The sequence below is a fragment of the Streptomyces sp. NPDC088252 genome, from assembly GCF_044740965.1.
Classification (GTDB): domain Bacteria; phylum Actinomycetota; class Actinomycetes; order Streptomycetales; family Streptomycetaceae; genus Streptomyces.
This window is the reverse complement of the sequence record NZ_JBIURS010000004.1, coordinates 344,227-359,563: the sequence shown is the minus strand read 5'-3', so window position 1 is coordinate 359,563 and position 15,337 is coordinate 344,227. Positions and strand designations below refer to the sequence as shown.

24 protein-coding genes are annotated in these 15,337 nt (G+C 68.6%); 21 read left to right on the top strand and 3 right to left on the bottom strand.

From position 1 onward, the window contains the following. Positions 1-35: 35 nt before the first annotated feature. Positions 36-1,532, bottom strand: a complete 1,497-nt coding sequence (locus ACIOHC_RS11460) for an immunity 49 family protein (protein WP_351075977.1) — start codon at positions 1,530-1,532, stop codon at positions 36-38. Positions 1,533-1,845: 313 nt separating this feature from the next. Between ACIOHC_RS11460 and ACIOHC_RS11455 the strand changes: the two genes are divergently transcribed. Continuing rightward, entirely contained in the window at positions 1,846-2,613 is a 768-nt protein-coding gene (locus ACIOHC_RS11455; protein ID WP_365689231.1) for a calcium-binding protein, read from the top strand. Positions 2,614-2,991: 378 nt separating this feature from the next. Next, positions 2,992-3,789, top strand: a complete 798-nt coding sequence (locus ACIOHC_RS11450; protein ID WP_401842564.1) for a DUF1963 domain-containing protein — start codon at positions 2,992-2,994, stop codon at positions 3,787-3,789. 297 nt (positions 3,790-4,086) lie between these two features. On the opposite strand, the gene ACIOHC_RS11445 is transcribed toward ACIOHC_RS11450, so the two are convergent. Beyond that, entirely contained in the window at positions 4,087-5,295 is a 1,209-nt protein-coding gene (locus ACIOHC_RS11445) for a tyrosine-type recombinase/integrase (protein WP_401842562.1), read from the bottom strand. A gap of 464 nt (positions 5,296-5,759) precedes the next feature. Continuing rightward, complete coding sequence (locus ACIOHC_RS11440; protein ID WP_401842560.1) at positions 5,760-6,143, bottom strand: XRE family transcriptional regulator; 384 nt, start codon at positions 6,141-6,143, stop codon at positions 5,760-5,762. Positions 6,144-6,696: 553 nt separating this feature from the next. Between ACIOHC_RS11440 and ACIOHC_RS11435 the strand changes: the two genes are divergently transcribed. The 19 genes from ACIOHC_RS11435 to ACIOHC_RS11345 all read left to right on the top strand — a co-directional run bounded on the left by ACIOHC_RS11435 (position 6,697) and on the right by ACIOHC_RS11345 (position 15,311). After that, complete coding sequence (locus ACIOHC_RS11435) at positions 6,697-6,924, top strand: hypothetical protein (protein WP_401842559.1); 228 nt, start codon at positions 6,697-6,699, stop codon at positions 6,922-6,924. Between the two features lie 82 nt (positions 6,925-7,006). Beyond that, on the top strand, positions 7,007-7,357 hold the full coding sequence (locus ACIOHC_RS11430; protein WP_401842558.1) for a hypothetical protein: 351 nt from the start codon (positions 7,007-7,009) through the stop codon (positions 7,355-7,357). Next, entirely contained in the window at positions 7,354-7,719 is a 366-nt protein-coding gene (locus tag ACIOHC_RS11425; RefSeq protein WP_401842557.1) for a hypothetical protein, read from the top strand. The genes ACIOHC_RS11430 and ACIOHC_RS11425 overlap by 4 nt, the downstream gene beginning before the upstream one ends. Next, positions 7,716-7,934, top strand: a complete 219-nt coding sequence (locus ACIOHC_RS11420; protein WP_401842556.1) for a hypothetical protein — start codon at positions 7,716-7,718, stop codon at positions 7,932-7,934. The genes ACIOHC_RS11425 and ACIOHC_RS11420 overlap by 4 nt, the downstream gene beginning before the upstream one ends. Then, positions 7,931-8,872 (top strand): hypothetical protein, encoded by a 942-nt coding sequence (locus tag ACIOHC_RS11415; protein WP_401842554.1) that lies wholly within the window; start codon positions 7,931-7,933, stop codon positions 8,870-8,872. The genes ACIOHC_RS11420 and ACIOHC_RS11415 overlap by 4 nt, the downstream gene beginning before the upstream one ends. Next, positions 8,869-9,231, top strand: coding sequence for a hypothetical protein (locus tag ACIOHC_RS11410; RefSeq protein ID WP_401842553.1), 363 nt, complete (start codon positions 8,869-8,871; stop codon positions 9,229-9,231). Before ACIOHC_RS11415 ends, ACIOHC_RS11410 begins: the two co-directional genes overlap by 4 nt. Next, the gene (locus ACIOHC_RS11405) at positions 9,228-9,515 is read left to right on the top strand and encodes a hypothetical protein (protein ID WP_401842551.1); all 288 of its coding nucleotides are present in this window, start codon (positions 9,228-9,230) and stop codon (positions 9,513-9,515) included. The genes ACIOHC_RS11410 and ACIOHC_RS11405 overlap by 4 nt, the downstream gene beginning before the upstream one ends. Then, entirely contained in the window at positions 9,515-9,751 is a 237-nt protein-coding gene (locus ACIOHC_RS11400) for a hypothetical protein (protein ID WP_401842549.1), read from the top strand. The genes ACIOHC_RS11405 and ACIOHC_RS11400 overlap by 1 nt, the downstream gene beginning before the upstream one ends. Continuing rightward, positions 9,748-10,320 (top strand): hypothetical protein, encoded by a 573-nt coding sequence (locus ACIOHC_RS11395; RefSeq protein ID WP_401842547.1) that lies wholly within the window; start codon positions 9,748-9,750, stop codon positions 10,318-10,320. Before ACIOHC_RS11400 ends, ACIOHC_RS11395 begins: the two co-directional genes overlap by 4 nt. Then, on the top strand, positions 10,317-10,520 hold the full coding sequence (locus ACIOHC_RS11390; RefSeq protein ID WP_401842546.1) for a hypothetical protein: 204 nt from the start codon (positions 10,317-10,319) through the stop codon (positions 10,518-10,520). The genes ACIOHC_RS11395 and ACIOHC_RS11390 overlap by 4 nt, the downstream gene beginning before the upstream one ends. Next, a complete protein-coding gene (locus ACIOHC_RS11385) occupies positions 10,517-10,972 on the top strand; it encodes a hypothetical protein (RefSeq protein ID WP_401842545.1) in 456 nt (151 codons plus the stop codon). Before ACIOHC_RS11390 ends, ACIOHC_RS11385 begins: the two co-directional genes overlap by 4 nt. Beyond that, positions 10,972-11,907, top strand: a complete 936-nt coding sequence (locus tag ACIOHC_RS11380) for a YqaJ viral recombinase family protein (protein ID WP_401842544.1) — start codon at positions 10,972-10,974, stop codon at positions 11,905-11,907. Before ACIOHC_RS11385 ends, ACIOHC_RS11380 begins: the two co-directional genes overlap by 1 nt. Beyond that, a complete protein-coding gene (locus ACIOHC_RS11375) occupies positions 11,904-12,728 on the top strand; it encodes a recombinase RecT (RefSeq protein ID WP_401842542.1) in 825 nt (274 codons plus the stop codon). The genes ACIOHC_RS11380 and ACIOHC_RS11375 overlap by 4 nt, the downstream gene beginning before the upstream one ends. Continuing rightward, entirely contained in the window at positions 12,728-13,105 is a 378-nt protein-coding gene (locus tag ACIOHC_RS11370) for a hypothetical protein (protein WP_401842541.1), read from the top strand. The genes ACIOHC_RS11375 and ACIOHC_RS11370 overlap by 1 nt, the downstream gene beginning before the upstream one ends. Continuing rightward, on the top strand, positions 13,102-13,455 hold the full coding sequence (locus tag ACIOHC_RS11365; RefSeq protein ID WP_401842539.1) for a hypothetical protein: 354 nt from the start codon (positions 13,102-13,104) through the stop codon (positions 13,453-13,455). Before ACIOHC_RS11370 ends, ACIOHC_RS11365 begins: the two co-directional genes overlap by 4 nt. Next, positions 13,452-13,826 carry a WhiB family transcriptional regulator gene (locus tag ACIOHC_RS11360; protein WP_401842538.1) on the top strand — a complete coding sequence of 125 codons (375 nt, stop codon included), beginning with the start codon at positions 13,452-13,454 and terminating at the stop codon, positions 13,824-13,826. The genes ACIOHC_RS11365 and ACIOHC_RS11360 overlap by 4 nt, the downstream gene beginning before the upstream one ends. Beyond that, on the top strand, positions 13,826-14,263 hold the full coding sequence (locus ACIOHC_RS11355) for a hypothetical protein (protein WP_401842537.1): 438 nt from the start codon (positions 13,826-13,828) through the stop codon (positions 14,261-14,263). The genes ACIOHC_RS11360 and ACIOHC_RS11355 overlap by 1 nt, the downstream gene beginning before the upstream one ends. Further along, the gene (locus ACIOHC_RS11350) at positions 14,260-14,847 is read left to right on the top strand and encodes a WhiB family transcriptional regulator (RefSeq protein WP_401842535.1); all 588 of its coding nucleotides are present in this window, start codon (positions 14,260-14,262) and stop codon (positions 14,845-14,847) included. The genes ACIOHC_RS11355 and ACIOHC_RS11350 overlap by 4 nt, the downstream gene beginning before the upstream one ends. Beyond that, entirely contained in the window at positions 14,847-15,311 is a 465-nt protein-coding gene (locus tag ACIOHC_RS11345; RefSeq protein ID WP_401842534.1) for a hypothetical protein, read from the top strand. Before ACIOHC_RS11350 ends, ACIOHC_RS11345 begins: the two co-directional genes overlap by 1 nt. Positions 15,312-15,337 lie beyond the last annotated feature (26 nt).

The following is a 15,337-nucleotide window of genomic DNA, read 5'->3' as shown; positions in this document are numbered from 1 at the left end:
GCCACAGCATCACGCGCCTTCCGTCCCCACCAGGGTCAGGGGCTGGGGATCTCCTCGATCCGTTCGCGGTTCAGCAGGAACAGGGGCAGGTGTGGCTGGTTTGGAGCGATGGGGAACCCGTGGTCGAAGGCGAGGCTCGCGATCGCCAGTGGCCCCAGGGCCACTTGGGCGCGCGGTGCCGCCGACTCGCCCCAGTGGGAGCCGTGTTCCGCGAGGGCTTCGGCGAGTGCCTCGGCGAAGATGTCGTGGTCCCGCGCGATGAGACGGTGGAAGAGCGCGATCGGCTGGTAGTCGATCCCGTTCACGAACTCCATCGGCGCGTGACTCACGTCGGGCCCGGACGCCTTCATGGTGGCGACCAGCTTCTCCACGACCGCGTCCATGGAGTCGCGTTCGGAGAAGTAGGTCTGCAGGGTGTCGATCCAGCACAGCACGTACTCGTCGACGGAGTCGTCCTGCCGCAGCGTCTCCAGCGGCACCTGGCACAGTCGGCGGATCCGCTCGCCCTCCCGGCACACGATCGCCAGGTAGAGGGCGTCGAGCCAGGCACGGGCGTCCGCGGGCGGTGCTGCGGGGGTGGCCGGCAGCTGCCGGATCAGGTCCTCGCCCAGTCGGCAGTCCTGCGGCTGCGCACCGGTGAAGAGGGCGGAGCCGAGCTGTACGGCGGTGGCCCAGGCATTCCACGTATCGATGTGCGCTGCCCCGGGATCGGTGGCACAGCGGGCGTGGGCGTGGGCGACGGCGGAGGCGAAGGAGTCTCCCAGGTCGGCGGTCGGGGCCTGGGAGAGACCTGCTGTCGACTCGGCTGTGGCACGGGCGAGTTCGGCGAGGCCGGGGGCGGCTGCCTCGTCGGCGGTACGGGTCGCGAGTCGTCCGGCGCGGTCGAGGCGGACCAGGCCCTTCATCAGGCTGAGCAGTCGTGGCGGCGGCTGGATGGAGAAGGACCGGGTGTCCTCGTCGATGACCGTGAGCGACTTCAGGCCGCCGCGGTACCACCAGTAGACCCGCGGGGACAGCGCGCCCGGCCCGTCCTCGAAGGCCCCCAGCGCGTAGGCGGCGAGGCTGTTGACGGCGTCGACCACCGTGCCGTCGGCGATCGGGTGGTACACCAGGTTGTGGCGGCTCGGCATGACGACAAGGGCACCGGAGTGCGGAAGCGACTCGCCGGTGACCTGCTGGACCGCGGCGGACAGGAACAGGGCTTTGCTGCCGACGAAGTGCGAGTCGCCGTAGAAGGAATGCAGGATCGTTCCTTCGAGGGGGATCTCCTCGTGTGTGACAGGTACGCGCATCAGGTTCCCGTACGCCGCCTGCCCCAGCTCCTCCAGGCCGACGCGCTCCACGTCCGGGTCGGTGAGGATCCGTACGTCGGTGGGCCGGTCGAGGGCGTAGGCGAAGACGAGGCCGTCGGCCACGAGCCGTGCGTAGCGCAGGGAGCCGGCGATCTCGGGTGTGATCGAGTCGGCGGGCAGCAGCCGGGCGTACGTACCGCGCAGCAGCTCGTCGGTGTCGGGCGTGTGGTCCGGGTTCATTGCCCCGACTCTACGAAAGTGGTGTACCGACGGGTGACGCGGCCCCGGCCGCGCCAGTCGGACCAGAGGGTCCAAGTGGACTTCCAGATAAGGCACTTGACGCGAGCGGCGACACTGTTCGGGCCGCCTTGGACGACGTTGCCCGGGGCAGGGGGGAAAGTGCTCGACCGCGAGCGTTTCGGCGTCGGCCCGCCCGGCTGGTACCGGCCTCCACTGGCAGCTGCCCCCGACAGCGTGGTGGACCATTGGCCGACGCCGTACGCTCCCTCTGGTCCATCAAAGACTCCGTGGGGGGACATTCATGCGTACAACCATGCGGCTTACCCTGCTCGGCACCGGCGTCGCGCTGGTCGCCACCGCGATCGGCGCCACCGCCGCCCAGGCGGAAGACGGCGGCAGCGGCGACATCACGATCGACAAGGTCGTCATCAACGGCGGCAAGCCGGTCGTGGTCGGTACCACCAAGGTGGTGTCCGCCAAGGTCTCCGTGACCGCGTCGGACGATTCGGGCATCGCCAAGACCACGTACATCAGCGCCGTCGGTCCGAAGCCGAACTTCGCGCAGGTCTGGGACGACGAAATCACATGCGTCAAGGCGAGCGCCACCACGTCGACCTGCACGGGCACGCTGACGTTCGACCCGCAGGCGTCGACCGGCTTCGTCAACAACAGCGCGGCGGCCACCTGGAAACTCGGCACGCTGGTCTCCGCCAACGACTACGACTACATCCACCGGGACGCGGCCACCACGTTCAAGGTGCAGCGCTACTCGAAGCTGACGGTCGACGCCTCGCCGGAGCCGGTGAAGAAGGGCAAGACCATCACGGTCACCGGCAAGCTCTCCCGGGCCAACTGGGAGGACAACAAGTACCACGGCTACGCGAACCAGTCGGTGAAGCTGCAGTTCCGCAAGAAGGGCAGCAACACCTACACCACGGTGAAGACGATCAAGTCCAACTCGACGGGCAACCTCAGGACGACCGTCACCGCCTCCACCGACGGCTACTTCCGCTACAGCTTCGCGGGCACGGCGACGACTCCGGCGGTCAACGCGACCGGCGACTTCGTCGACGTCCGATAGCCGCGTACCGAGAGCTTCCCTGAGACCTGACGCGGGAGGACACCGGTTCGACCACAGGCCACCGTCGCACCGCGCCTGGTCGAGTCCCGGCGGTGCCCGGCAGGTGCGCCGTCCTCACCGGGACGGCGCCCCTGCCGGTATGACGATGATCTGTGCCGCCGGCAGGATTCGAACCTGCGGCATCCGCTTCAGGAGTTCGATCCGCAGTTGCCCCTGGCAGGGAGGCCATGCACCACAGCGGCAAGACAGGCGTGCTCATGTACGCCTCTGTCCGACGCCGTTGATGCCAGGCGTAGATGTCAGAGTCCGTCTGCGGGCAAGGGGCGCGCCTCGTACCCAAGGTGGTAGAGACCGAGCGGAGATTGTGAAGATCCTGGCATGCAGTTCGATGACCCTGCCGGTTTGAGTCACGCATGCACAGATCGGCTCGGTGAGAAGGCCGGTCGGCAGTTTGCTGCCATGGCTCGCCGAGGCTTTCAGTTGGTCCGCCCAGCGGGAACTGTCCAGGCCACTGGGCAATGCCGACTTGGTGGGCCTGCTCTCCTCGAACCGGAGACCTGCTGGCCCGAACAGAGCGGGGTTCCGTTGTCCCTGCATGCCGTGCTGGACACCGATGCTCTGGCCACCTGGCTGGGCAACGAACTGCCCACACGACCCGGCCTGCTCAACTTCTTCTACCTCGATCCAGACTTGCCGTACGAGGAGTACCGCCAACTGGACATGTCCGCGTCTGCGGCATACCGCGTCATTTCCGTCGATCCGGCACGGGCAGTAGAGACGAGGGCACCCGAACCAGCGAGACGTTACCCGGCTGTACCTGTCCAGGCGGCTGAGGCAGCCATGCTCCCGGACTGCTGGGACGTCGAGGACGAGGACGTGGAGTTCGACAGGGACCAGCACTGGGGCGCGGCATCACTCATTCTCGATGAGATGGGAGATCTCGACGGGAACACCGCCGGGAGTCACTGCGCCTTCGGCTGGCCGGACACCTCGTACACGCTCAAGGTGTCGTCCCGCGACGCCGACGGTCCAGCCGTCCATCTGCTCCAGCTTGCCGAGGACACCGAACTCGGATGGGGTTGGGGGGACGCCGGAACGTTGTACTTCACGATCCCGGTCAAGGCGCTCGCGACCGGCGACTTCAGCCAGGCCGTGGCACAGGTTCTCTGCTGTTGATCCGCACAGCAGGAGATCGGTACCGGAGACCGCATCGCCGTCGTCGTGTCCACTTGGAATAAGTAGATGCCAAAGGCCCCGGACCGTGACCGGTCCGGGGCCTTTGGCCTGGTGCCCCCGGCAGGATTCGAACCTGCGACACCCGCTTTAGGAGAAAACGGAAAGCGATCTTGAGCCCCTGTGAGGCTGAATGAGCCTCAATGAGCCCGCCGGCCCGGGGGGTTGACCAGCAAAAATGTATCTCGGTGAGTCTCGGTGAGATTCCGTGAGGGGGTTTTGTGGACTCCATGTGGACCCTCACCCCGCCACAGCCCGGAGCGTTCGAACAGGGGGTGCTGGCGGAGCCATCAGCGCCAGCACCTGGGCCGCCACGTCCTCCGGCGAGTGCTGGTAGATCCACGTCACCTTGGACCCGCGGTCGTGTCCGAGGATCGTCTGCGCTTCCTTCTCCTGCACGCCCAGATCCTTCAGCCACGTCGCGAACACGTGTCGCAGATCGTGGACTCGGGGCCACCACTCGACCCGCTTCGTCTCCGGATTGATGACCTCCCGGGCCAGGCCAGCGGCCTGAATCGCGGGAATCCATGTCCTCCGGAAGTTGTGCCGGGTCAGCACGCCGCCCTGCGGCCCGCGAAAGACCAGCTCGTCCGAGTGCAGATCTCTCCCATCACCGAAGGGAGAGACCGTGTCCTTCGGCCGCCACCGGGCCACCATCGTCAGCACGGCCGCGATCGCATCCGGCGTGAGCGGCACGGTACGGAACCCGGCCGTCGACTTCGGAGCAGGCTTCCGGAACAGCGTTCCTTTGTCCTCGCTGAGCACTTCCTTGACCTTGAGGTGCTTTGCTTCGAGGTCTACGTTTCCCCACCGCAGACCGGTCGCTTCACCCCACCGCAGACCGGTCTGCTCCAGGAAGACCAGCAGGGGCTGGTAGTACATCGGCGTGTGCTTGCGGATCAGCGCGCACTGTTCCCTCGTCGGGGGCCGGAGATCGTCAGCGTGCTTCTTCGGGGGTGCCTCGATCTCGATCTCGGCTGCCGGGTTGAACGGGATTCGCTTCCCGTCCTTCACCGCGCCGCGAAGCATCGCACTGAGGAGCTCCAACACCTTCTTACGGGTGTGGTGCCCCTTCACCTCGCGAGTGAGCCAGCCCTGGAGTTCCATGTATTCGAGGTCGCACAGCCGCCACTTCCCCCACTTCGGTTCGATGTGGGCGTTCCAGTTGGAGAGCTTGCGGTTTGTGGTTGTGACTGCTCGGGTCGGCTGGGCCGGCCACCAGATTTCCCACCATGCAGTGAGGGTGATCTCGCCGCGTTTCGGGTCGTTGTAGGTGCGTCGCCGGACGCGGGTTCGTACGTCGTCGAGGAAGTCCTCGGCGTCGCCCTTCTTCTGGAAGTTCTTTGCCTTCTGCTTCCCGGCCGGGTCGCGGTAGCGGGCCTGCCACGATCCGGTGCAGTCGCGACGTCGCTTTCGCGGGTCGTGCTCCTCGGGTGGGTAGTGCGTCATGCACTGCTGGCATCCGCAGGTCTTGCTGCGTAGCTGTCGGGGGTTGTTCGTTGCGCTACGAGCCATGGGTCATCACTCTGGTCCTCCGCTGCTGGGGTACTGCGGGAACCGATTGGATCGGCTCTCCGCAGAAGCAGATTGCACCGGATCGGGGCTGTTCCACAGCCAGTTCGCTGAGGACGGCGCGAACCACGATGGTGGCGTGGGAGGGTGGGAGCGCTGCGGGGAGTGTGATGACGCGTCTCACGGGATCCCAGGGGTCACGGGGCTGGAGCCGGTGAGTGAATACAACGCGGACACACATGAGTCCCCCGTATACGCAGGCGAGTTGGGTTACCTGTACCGATGGGGGAGGGCATCGCTGTGTGGAGAACCGTACCCCCAGGAAGTGGAATATGCGACTTCCGGGGTGCGGTTTGGTCACTTGCCGTGCACGGAGAGTAACAGATTCCGTTTAGTCAGACTCAGGATGCCGACATTCGGTTGCGCTCCACGAGGGCCCGGATCTGAACTTCTGTCATCTCTTGCTGATCTTCGGTGAGTTCGTCGATCAGGGCGAGGATCCGCTCGCGGGCCTCGGGGTTGAGCGGTCCGGGGGATTTGCGGCCGGCGGCGGCGAAGATCTCGGCCTCGGTGAACTTCGGGAACTCGCGGTGCAGTGCCCGGAGCTTCTCCCGGTTGGGCCCGCGGCCAGTGCCGCGCTTTCTGTGGACCCAGGAGTTCACGGTGGCAGCTGCAACGCCGATCCGGCGCGCGATCTCCGAGTCGCTGACACTGTAGGTGTCTTTGAGGCGGGCGATCAGCTGCGCCAGGTCTTCGGGCTCCTGTTGCTGCTTATGGCTTTCCACAGAGTCAAGATTGCCTGTTGATCTTCTACTTTTGCAAGTGAAAGTAGAGGCACGCCGGGTTGCTTCGACGGCGCGTGGCCTCCCCGTCGCGCGCCGTGGACCTTGGCATATGCAGACAGTAGGACACGCATTCGAATAGGCGCCACCCCTGTAGGCGAACTCATCGAAACTCACCGCTACTCACTTGACCCGACCGATACTGACACAGTAGAAATGTGTCAACGGCGGCACTTTGGCCGCATCGTCACCACCTGGCGCGAGGCACACATGACCAACCTGATCCGCAAGGGCGAAGGCCGGCCACTCCGCGAAGCGATGAAGCGGAAGGGACTCTCCGCCGAACAGCTTGCCGCGGCCACCAAGGCGGTGGATGCGACCGGGCGAGGGATCAGTGCGGCAACGGTCTGGAAAGTCACCGGGAGTGGGGGTACTGCTACCGCCGGGTGCCGGCTCCGTACCGCGTGGCTCATGGCCACCGCCCTCGATGAACCGCTCCAGGAGCACTTCGACATGCCCGCAGTTTCAACCGACACAGTTGAAAGGTCTACCCCTGATGTCCACCCTCGCTGACCGCACAGCAACGCTTCGCACCGTCGGTCTGACACCTCTACTCACCACCGCCCAGCTCCAGGCCCGCTACGGGGTCTCCAACTGGACGGTCAACGAGTGGGTGAAGAACGGCTGCCCCGTCGAGCCCACCCGGTTCCGTGGCCGGCGGTTCGACCTGGACAAGGTCGCCGCCTGGATGGCGGACGAGCAGCAGCTCGCTGCGTCGGCCTGATCTACGAAGCGGGGCCGCACCGGACGGCCAGGTCCGGACGACCCCTCGGCTCACCTCAACCACACAGAAAGAAGAGGTCACCGTGAACACCAATCCTACTGACGCGATCAGCGCCCGACTCGCTGCGATCAGCGACAACCGTGCCGCCGTCGAATCGCTCCTGAACTACGAGGATTTGCCGGCCCCGACGGTCATCTCCCGCCCGGACGCCGTGTACGTGTCGGTTGCCGACGCTGACGACCTGCTGCCGTGGCTGTCTCTGCTGGGCGGTGTGGTGCGTAAGGCGCCCTCGTTCGACGGGCTGGAGTTGTGGTCGCTGACCACGTTCACGCCTCCTGGGAGCAGCGGTGTGCGCGTGCCGGTGCGTGTGTCGGTGTCGGTGCCGACCGGCGAGACGCTGATGAACGAGATCGTTTCGGCGGTGGCGGCATGAGCGCGACGCCTGACGACCGTGCGCCCATCACTGGGCCGATCCCGATCAGTGTCGAGGTCACCCCGACTGCTGTCGTTCTCGACATGGCTGCGCTGACGCGGCTGGTCGTCGGGGACGTCCTCGACGCCCTCCTCGACCCGGATGACACCGGGCTCTGGGACCGACTCGCCGACCTCGCCGACACCGAGCGCACTCCGGAGGAGGGGCGTCTCCCGTCCGAGGAGCTCGTTGCCGATCTCGTCGAGCGTGCTTCGTCTCGGGTTCCGTTGTACGGGCACCGTGGACGGGAGTTGGCTGATCGGCTGCTGAGGGTGTCCGGGCTGCGCCCGGTTCCGTCGCAGCGTGAGGCGGGTGCGGCATGAACGCCCCGACCAACCACACGCCGCTGTATGACTCGGACCGCTATTTCTACTGGGTGCCGCCGCTTGATTCTGCGGTGGATCTGGCTCGCGAGGCACTCGCTGACGTGACCGACGCGAACATTCACGACGCCCAGTCCGTGATCCGCGCCGCAGTGATTCTTGAGATTCGCCTGCGCGGCCTGGTCGCTGCCCTCGACAAGGAGGGCGGCCGATGAGCGCCCCGATGATGCCGGACCGGGTCCGGACCGACGCCCTTCAGCCCGGTGATCGGGTGTGGCACCCCTACGACATGGTGCGCTTCACGGTCGGCGGCGCCCCCGAGGAGCTCGACCAGCCTCTGACGTTCCACAACCGGGCGACGGACGAGACCGAGTGCGGGATGCGCGTCACGGGAACAGACGACCGGGGAGACGCCATCCACGTGGACACGGCCCCGTCGTACCTGTGGCACCGGGACGTGGAGCAGCCGACCGCCCCGGCGGAGGAGCCGTCTGGCGACACCTCGCTGACACCGGAGCGTGAGCGGGAGATCCGCACGCTCGATCTGCTGGAGCTGATGTCCGACCGTGTAGCGCCGGTGATCAGTGGTCACCTCGCGGCGCTGCTGGCCGAGGTGGACCGGCTGCGCTCCGAGCGTGACGCCTGGCACGACTGGGCGGACTCCCTGGCCTACAAGGTCGCGCCGGTGGAGGTGCTCGGCAGGCACGGGGAGGAGGGTCGGTTCCCGTGGTCTGACGCGCTTGACCTCATCACTCCGGCCGCCGAGGTGGACCGGCTGCGGGCCCGGATCGCCGAGCTGGAGTCCCAGCCCGCCCCGGCCGCCGTGCTGCGGGGAGTGGCGGACGAGTGGTCCGCGCAGTGCCCGGAGCACTCCGAGGCCGACGAGGTGTGGATGAGCTGCCCCGGGGAGTGGGTGTACGAACTGCACCTCGCGGCCGACGCTTTCGAGGCCGGGGTCCGCGCGGAACCTGCCCCGGTGAGCCCGTGGGAGCGGGCGGTGGCCGGGCTGAATGCCCTGGTGGACGCGGGCGTGATCTTTCACGTCGAGCCGGACGGCCACATCAGCGCCCCGTTCAGCGACGAGCACATCGAGTGGGACCTGAAGGCCCGCCGCTGGGTGCTCACCCACGACAACGAGGACGGTGCGCTGTGAAAAGGACCGCTCAGATCAACGGCCGCCTCACCATCTCCCCGCCCGTCAGCCCGTACTGGACCGCTGACGACTACGCGCACGAGACCGAAGCGCTCCGCACGCAGGTCTGGCCCGCCGTGCGGAAGCTTCTCGCCGAGGAGTTCCCCGGGTTCAGTGCCGCATTCACGTCCGCCGATGTCGTGCTCTGCACGCACTGCTGCTCCGAGTTCGAGTGCTTGACGGCTGACGAGGCGACCGACGCCTCGACCAATCAGGACGAGCACAGCGCCGAGGGCGAGCCCGCGTGCTGTGCCAAGGCCGTCGACGAGTTCCGCGTCGAGCGCGGTCTCCCGCCGGTCCAGTGGGGCGGTGCCGCATGAACGCCGCCGACCACCTGCGTGAGGCCATCGACTTCGGGTGCACCCGCGACGACCACGACCACGTCGCGATGCACCGCGCCGAGGTGCTGGCCGAGGCCGCCGACGCCATCGTCGCCGAGAACGACCGCGTGTTCTGGGCCACCACTCCCGGCAAGCACTGGGCCGCTGACCTGCTGCGCCGCATGGCCGATGAGAGTTCGTCCGCCGCGCAGTTGGCCCGGTTCGAGGACGCCCGGCACACCCTCCAGCGAGCCCGCCAGGTCGGCGAGAAGGGTGGTGCGTGATGGCTGCCGCTGATCGTCTCGCCCTGCTGCGCCGCGCGGTCCGGGACCACCAGGGCGAGTGGACCACCCGCCGCGTACGGGAGCTGTACCGGTCCCGCGCGTACGACGCCCCGTTCCGGCGGACCGCACGGCAGGACCTCGCCGTCCTCGCACGACAGGGGCTGCTCGTCCTCGACGACACCGACCCCGGCCGCCGGGTGTTCCGCCTCAACCACGCCCACGGAGGCGCCCGATGAAGTGCGAAGAGCAGCTGTACAACGACGGCGAGACGTACTCCTCCCGTGACTGCCAGCTCCAGCTGGGACACGCGGGACACCACGAGTACTTCGGGCAGAAGTACCCCCGCCCCGTGCCGGCCGAGCCGGACGCCGACGTCGCCGACCTGATCGAGCGGGCCGCCCGCAAGCATGGTGCGTGGGACCTGGACGAGATGCAGTGGCCGATCGTTGTCGAGGTCACGAGCGTCTACGTCATCAAGGCGCCAGGGGCGACCGAGGACGAGGCTCTGAAGTGCTGGGCCGACGGCGGGGACTACCCCAACCTCGATGGTGAGCAGGCGATCGACGGCAGCCTCGAAATCCGCCGCCTCGACCGGTGGCAGCGGAGCGACGTGATCGGCTGCTCCCCGGTCGGGCCGGAGATCCAGTGCCCCGGATGCGGCGAGTTGGCGATGCGGCGCGAGTGGTTCCACGACCCGTTCCGACGGTGCCACGGTCCGATCGAGTGGCGCGAGAACACCAATGCGAGGGCGCTCCAGTGGCGTTACCGCCGCGAGTTCAAGGCCACCCCTGCGAGCGCGGCATGAGCGACCGCCCGTCCACGTTCGCCGGGACCTGGACCCGCGACACCCGGCCTACCACGGGCCGCAGCATGCGCGAACTCCAGGACCGGGCCGGCTACGACCAGGCCCCCGCCGCCGGAGCGTCCTGCCTCCTCATCCTCGCCCTCCCCCTTCTCGGGCTGGTCCTCGTGGCCGCCCTGACCACCACCGGAGTGATCGCATGACCGGACCCGAGCACTACCGCGAGGCCGAGCGTCTCGCCGCCCGCGCCCACCACTTCACCTACGGCGACGGCGCCGACCCGGTCGTCGGAGCCGCGCTCGCTGCCGAGGCGCAGGTGCACGCAACGCTCGCCCTCGTGGCCGCTCAGACTGCCCCGGCCGCGCCGCAGCTGGAGACCGAGCCCGCGGTCGAGTACGTCTACCGGGCCGCGTGGGGCATGACCCCGCTCGGCACGTACACCAACCAGGACGCCGCCCGGATCCACTGCGAGACCGATGCCCTCAACAACTCCCCGGAGTTCGACGGCAAGGTCTTCGACTGGCTCGGTGACGAGTCCGAGCCGAACGACCCGTACGAGCTCGTCATCGGGCCCGAGGACGACGAGCAGCCGACGGACTACACCGTCACCCGCATCGAAGTCGCCGCCGAGTACGACCCGGAGGCGGACGCCTGATGACAACCGTCGCGCAGGCCGGGGCCGAAGCCCCGGCCGCCGGCCGCCCGACCATCCTCGGATGGTTCGAGCCCGGCTCCACCGACTGGCACGCCGCCCGCGCGGCCGGTATCGGCGGCTCCGAGATCGCCGCCGTGATGGGCATCAGCCCGTACGAGTCCCGTTTCTCTCTTTGGCACCGGAAGCAGGGGCTCATCGCCCCGGTCGAAGAGTCGGAGGAGATGTACTGGGGGAAGGTCCACGAGCCCGCCATCTGCGACCGGTTCGCCCTCAACCACCCCGACTGGGCTGTGTGTGAGTCGGCAACGTACGCCGCGCCGGGGTACCCGTGGCAGATCGCCAACCCGGACAGGGTCCTCCACCCCAGGAACAAGCCCGAGGAGTGGGTCCCTCCGGCCGTGCTGGAGGCGAAGACCGCCCGCGACGACCACGGGTGGGGCAAGCCCGGAACCGACGAGATCCCCGTTCACTACCGGGCCCAGTGCCTCTGGTACATGGACGTCCTGGGTGCCCGCCGGTGCGACGTCGCCGTCCTGATCGCTGGGTCGGAGTACCGCGAGTACGTCGTCGACTACGACCAGGCCGAGACCGACCTGATGCGGGACGCCGGGGCCGAGTTCATGCGGACCCTGCGGAAGAACGAGCGTCCCGACATCGACGGCCACGCCGCCACCTTCCAGACCATCAAGGCCCTGCCGGAGGGCCAGGACGACATCGACATCGAGGTGTCGACCGCCCACCGGGACCGGTACTTCGCCGCCCTCGCCGCCGCCAAGGACGCCGACGAGGAGAAGCGGGCCGCGGCGGGCCTCCTCCTCGACGAGATCGGCACCGGCCGGCGCGCGGTGTGCGAGCAGCGCACGGTCGCCACCCGCACCGTCCGCGACGGCCGCACCCACTCACTTCAACCCGCCCGAAACCGGAGCACCACATGACCACGACCACCGTGTCTACCGCCGTCGCCGTACAGGAGTCCGGCCCCGGCGCCCTCGTCGCGCAGTGCCGCGGCGACATCGAACTCGTCATGCCGTCCCACATGCAGAAGCGCGTCGGCGCCTGGATCCGCACCACGCAGGGTCTCCTGCGCCGCGACCCGAAGCTCCTCCAGGCCGCACAGAACGACGTCGGACAGTTCATGTCCGTCCTCCTCGACGCCGCCCGCCTCGGTCTGGAGCCGGGCACCGAGCAGTACTACCTCGTCCCCCGCTGGAACAAGGCCAAGCGGTGCACCGAGGTCACCGGAGTCCGCGGCTATCAGGGCGAGATCGAGCTGATGTACCGGGCCGGTGCCGTGTCCTCAGTGATCGTCGAAGTGGTCTACAGCAACGACCGGTTCGAGTACCGGCCGGGCCGCGACGACCGCCCGCTGCACGAGATCGACTGGGACGCCGAGGACCGCGGGCAGCTCCGCCTTGCCTACGCCTACGCCGTGATGAAGGACGGCGCCACATCGAAGGTCGTCGTCCTCAACAAGGGCCACATCGCGAAGGCCCGCGCCAAGTCGGACAGCGCGGACAAGAGCTGGTCGCCTTGGAACACGGATGAGGAAGCCATGTGGCTGAAGACGGCCGCACACCGGCTGACGAAGTGGGTGCCCACCTCGGCCGAGTACATCCGCGAGCAACTCCGCGCGCACGCCGACGTCGCCGCCGAGCAGCAGCCGGCCACGCCCGTGGCCCAGCTTCCGCAGCCGCTCGACACCGGTGACGACGAGCCGATCGACGCCGAGTTCGTCGACGACGAGGCAGGTGCGTGATGTTCGTTCTCCGCAGCACGCACCGTGCCCTGCTCGCCCAGTACGAGCGGGTGTTGGAGCAGCGGGACACCGCCCGCCGTGACGCCCGCACCAGCCTCACCGCGATCCGTACGACAGCCGGTCAGTACGACGATGCCGAGGAGGCCCTGAACCGGGTGCGGATCGCCCGCCTCCAGGACGCCGTGACGTATCGGAACCGCATCGCCAGCCTGGTCCGCGCCGTACGCCGGTACCGGGCCGAGAACGCCCGCCTGATCCGGCAGGTCGCCCGGCTCCAGGCCGCGTACGACAACGCCACCAGCCTCGACAACCCGGCCCTGGAGCACGGCGCGACGTGGCAGACCCGCCGCGCGGACAAGCCGGTGGTGAAGCCGTGAAGCTCCGCAACCTGCTCCGCACGCACGGCCGTCACCGTGCCGTACCCGTCTCGCCGTCCGTCACGCGCGTCGCGTCGTGCCCGTGCCGTGGCTGGGACCGGCTCACCACCCACACCGTCGACGGCGGGGTGATGACCTGCCAGCAGTGCGGCCGACGCACCGCTGAGGTCGGCACGGCCGAGCTGGAGCCCGGCACCCGGTGGCTGCGGTGCGACACCACCATCTGCGGCCACACGACCACCCGCCACACCCCGACTCCCGTCCCTGCCTGTTGCGATCAGGCAGGGCCGGGCCCCACCCCGCGCACCTGGAACTGCACGTGGTGCGGCAACACGAAGGGGGACCAGTGAAGAGCCTCGACTGGATGGACGCCGCGCTCTGCGCCCAGGTCGACCCCGACCTCTGGTACCCCGAAGGGTCCGGCCAGCACGCACGGACTGCCCTGCGGGTCTGCGCTCAGTGTCCCGTCCGCACCGAGTGCGGGGAGTACGCGCAGGACGTAGAAGACTCCGCCGACGGTCGCAGGTACGGGGCCTGGGCTGGGATGTCCGCCCGCCAACGGCAGCGCCAGACCGCGGCGACCGACGCACGCGACCAGCAGATCCTCCGCTTCACCGGACAGGACCTCACCGCGGCCGAGATCGGCGAGCGGCTCGGATGCGCCGACCGCACCGTCTTCCGCGTCCGCAAAGCCCACCGGCGTCAGCAGGAGGCGGCGTGATGGAGATCCGTAGCGATGTTGCCGACATGCTCCGAGCCGGGCACTCCGACCGTGAGATCGCCCGACGCCTCCACGTCGACGACAAGGCCGTCGCCGCCGCGCGCAAGGTGCTCGGCCTTCCCCGGCACAAGACCGGCATCAAGGCGGCCAGCAGCCCACAGGACCTGTTCCGCCAACGGACCCGCCCCGTCGACGGGGGCCACTTGGAATGGACCGGCTACCGCACCAACGACGGAACGCCGTTCTTCCGCTGGGACCGCTGCGGCTTCACCGCTGGCCGGGTTGCGTTCGTCATGCAGCACGGCCGCGCCCCGGTCGGCCATGTCCGGCCCGGCTGCAGCTACCCCGGATGCGTCGCCCCTGGCCACATGGAGGACCAGCCCATGCGCGACCAGCTGAAGAAGCAGCTGGCCGGGATCTTCGGATGTGCGGCATGAGCTACGCACCCGACACCCTGCCTCGGGCGGCGAACTGGGCCGACTACGGCGCCTGCCGTGGCCACGGCGACATCTTCCTGCCGCCCTACACCGAGCGCGACGCCGCCCCGGGCCTGGCCCGACAGATCTGCGCCGGATGCCCGGTCCGGTCGGAATGCCTCACCGCGGCCATGACCGAGGAAGGTAACGCCGACCATCACCGTCGGGCCGGAGTCCGCGGTGGCCTCACCCCGGCCGAGCGGGTCGTACTCGCCCGCCGCATCCGGGACACCCCGCCCGAGGAAGCGACGCGGATCATCGCCGCGGTGCAGGCACGGCAGGAACGCACCCCGGCCACCGTCTGGGCCGACCGCACCGCGCCGCTGACCGACGGCCACACCGCCTGGACTGGGTCCAGCCCCGTCACGATCCACGGCACGTCGTACACGCCCATGCAGCTCGCGTGGCAGATCACGTACGGCGAGCGACCCGAGGGCCACCTGACTGCGAATTGCGGCCACAAGGGATGCGTCACCCCGGACCACCTCGTCGACCGCGGCGGCACGTACAAGACCGCCACCGCCTCCCAGAACGGACAGCGCTGATGACGCACGAGATTCCCACGGTTCCGCAGGACGACCCATCGGACACGATCATGGCGGCGCTCGCGCACGGCATGACCGGACAGCCAGAGAAGGCCGCCCCCTTGTTCGAACCGTTCCTCGCCGGCGGCCCGACCACTGCGGTCGGCCTCTGCGCCGCTCTTGCTGAGGTGTCTGCGGGGCACGCCCGCCCGAACCTGCCGAAGGGCGGCACCTTCGGGCTTCTCGTCCTCGACGCTCGGACCGGCCAGCGCGGTGACATCGCCGAGGTCCCGGCCGGGCTGCGGTTCGCCGCCCAGTTCAGCACCGCCTGGGCCAACGGTGAGCGGGATACCGCCTACGCCCTGTTCAACGCGCTGATCGAGCCCGGTGATGAGCAGGCCGCCGAAGCCTTTGCCGACGGCGTCAGGGCCTTGTTCGACATGGCCGTCGTGTCGCTCAACGAGATGACCGGCCGCACCGCCTGACTCTCCCCGGCCCGGGGCCGCCGTGC

Excerpts from the sequence above, each read along its gene's own strand:
- ACIOHC_RS11350 (WP_401842535.1), top strand. The coding sequence starts at position 14,260 with ATGAGCTACGCACCCGACACCCTGCCTCGGGCGGCGAACTGGGCCGAC.
- ACIOHC_RS11450 (WP_401842564.1), top strand. The coding sequence starts at position 2,992 with ATGCAGTTCGATGACCCTGCCGGTTTGAGTCACGCATGCACAGATCGG.
- ACIOHC_RS11445 (WP_401842562.1), bottom strand. The coding sequence starts at position 5,295 with ATGACGCACTACCCACCCGAGGAGCACGACCCGCGAAAGCGACGTCGC.
- ACIOHC_RS11415 (WP_401842554.1), top strand. The coding sequence starts at position 7,931 with ATGAGCGCCCCGATGATGCCGGACCGGGTCCGGACCGACGCCCTTCAG.
- ACIOHC_RS11380 (WP_401842544.1), top strand. The coding sequence starts at position 10,972 with ATGACAACCGTCGCGCAGGCCGGGGCCGAAGCCCCGGCCGCCGGCCGC.
- ACIOHC_RS11420 (WP_401842556.1), top strand. The coding sequence starts at position 7,716 with ATGAACGCCCCGACCAACCACACGCCGCTGTATGACTCGGACCGCTAT.
- ACIOHC_RS11390 (WP_401842546.1), top strand. The coding sequence starts at position 10,317 with ATGAGCGACCGCCCGTCCACGTTCGCCGGGACCTGGACCCGCGACACC.
- ACIOHC_RS11370 (WP_401842541.1), top strand. The coding sequence starts at position 12,728 with ATGTTCGTTCTCCGCAGCACGCACCGTGCCCTGCTCGCCCAGTACGAG.
- ACIOHC_RS11425 (WP_401842557.1), top strand. The coding sequence starts at position 7,354 with ATGAGCGCGACGCCTGACGACCGTGCGCCCATCACTGGGCCGATCCCG.
- ACIOHC_RS11400 (WP_401842549.1), top strand. The coding sequence starts at position 9,515 with ATGGCTGCCGCTGATCGTCTCGCCCTGCTGCGCCGCGCGGTCCGGGAC.
- ACIOHC_RS11435 (WP_401842559.1), top strand. The coding sequence starts at position 6,697 with ATGTCCACCCTCGCTGACCGCACAGCAACGCTTCGCACCGTCGGTCTG.
- ACIOHC_RS11455 (WP_365689231.1), top strand. The coding sequence starts at position 1,846 with ATGCGGCTTACCCTGCTCGGCACCGGCGTCGCGCTGGTCGCCACCGCG.
- ACIOHC_RS11355 (WP_401842537.1), top strand. The coding sequence starts at position 13,826 with ATGGAGATCCGTAGCGATGTTGCCGACATGCTCCGAGCCGGGCACTCC.
- ACIOHC_RS11395 (WP_401842547.1), top strand. The coding sequence starts at position 9,748 with ATGAAGTGCGAAGAGCAGCTGTACAACGACGGCGAGACGTACTCCTCC.
- ACIOHC_RS11375 (WP_401842542.1), top strand. The coding sequence starts at position 11,904 with ATGACCACGACCACCGTGTCTACCGCCGTCGCCGTACAGGAGTCCGGC.
- ACIOHC_RS11345 (WP_401842534.1), top strand. The coding sequence starts at position 14,847 with ATGACGCACGAGATTCCCACGGTTCCGCAGGACGACCCATCGGACACG.
- ACIOHC_RS11385 (WP_401842545.1), top strand. The coding sequence starts at position 10,517 with ATGACCGGACCCGAGCACTACCGCGAGGCCGAGCGTCTCGCCGCCCGC.
- ACIOHC_RS11405 (WP_401842551.1), top strand. The coding sequence starts at position 9,228 with ATGAACGCCGCCGACCACCTGCGTGAGGCCATCGACTTCGGGTGCACC.
- ACIOHC_RS11460 (WP_351075977.1), bottom strand. The coding sequence starts at position 1,532 with ATGAACCCGGACCACACGCCCGACACCGACGAGCTGCTGCGCGGTACG.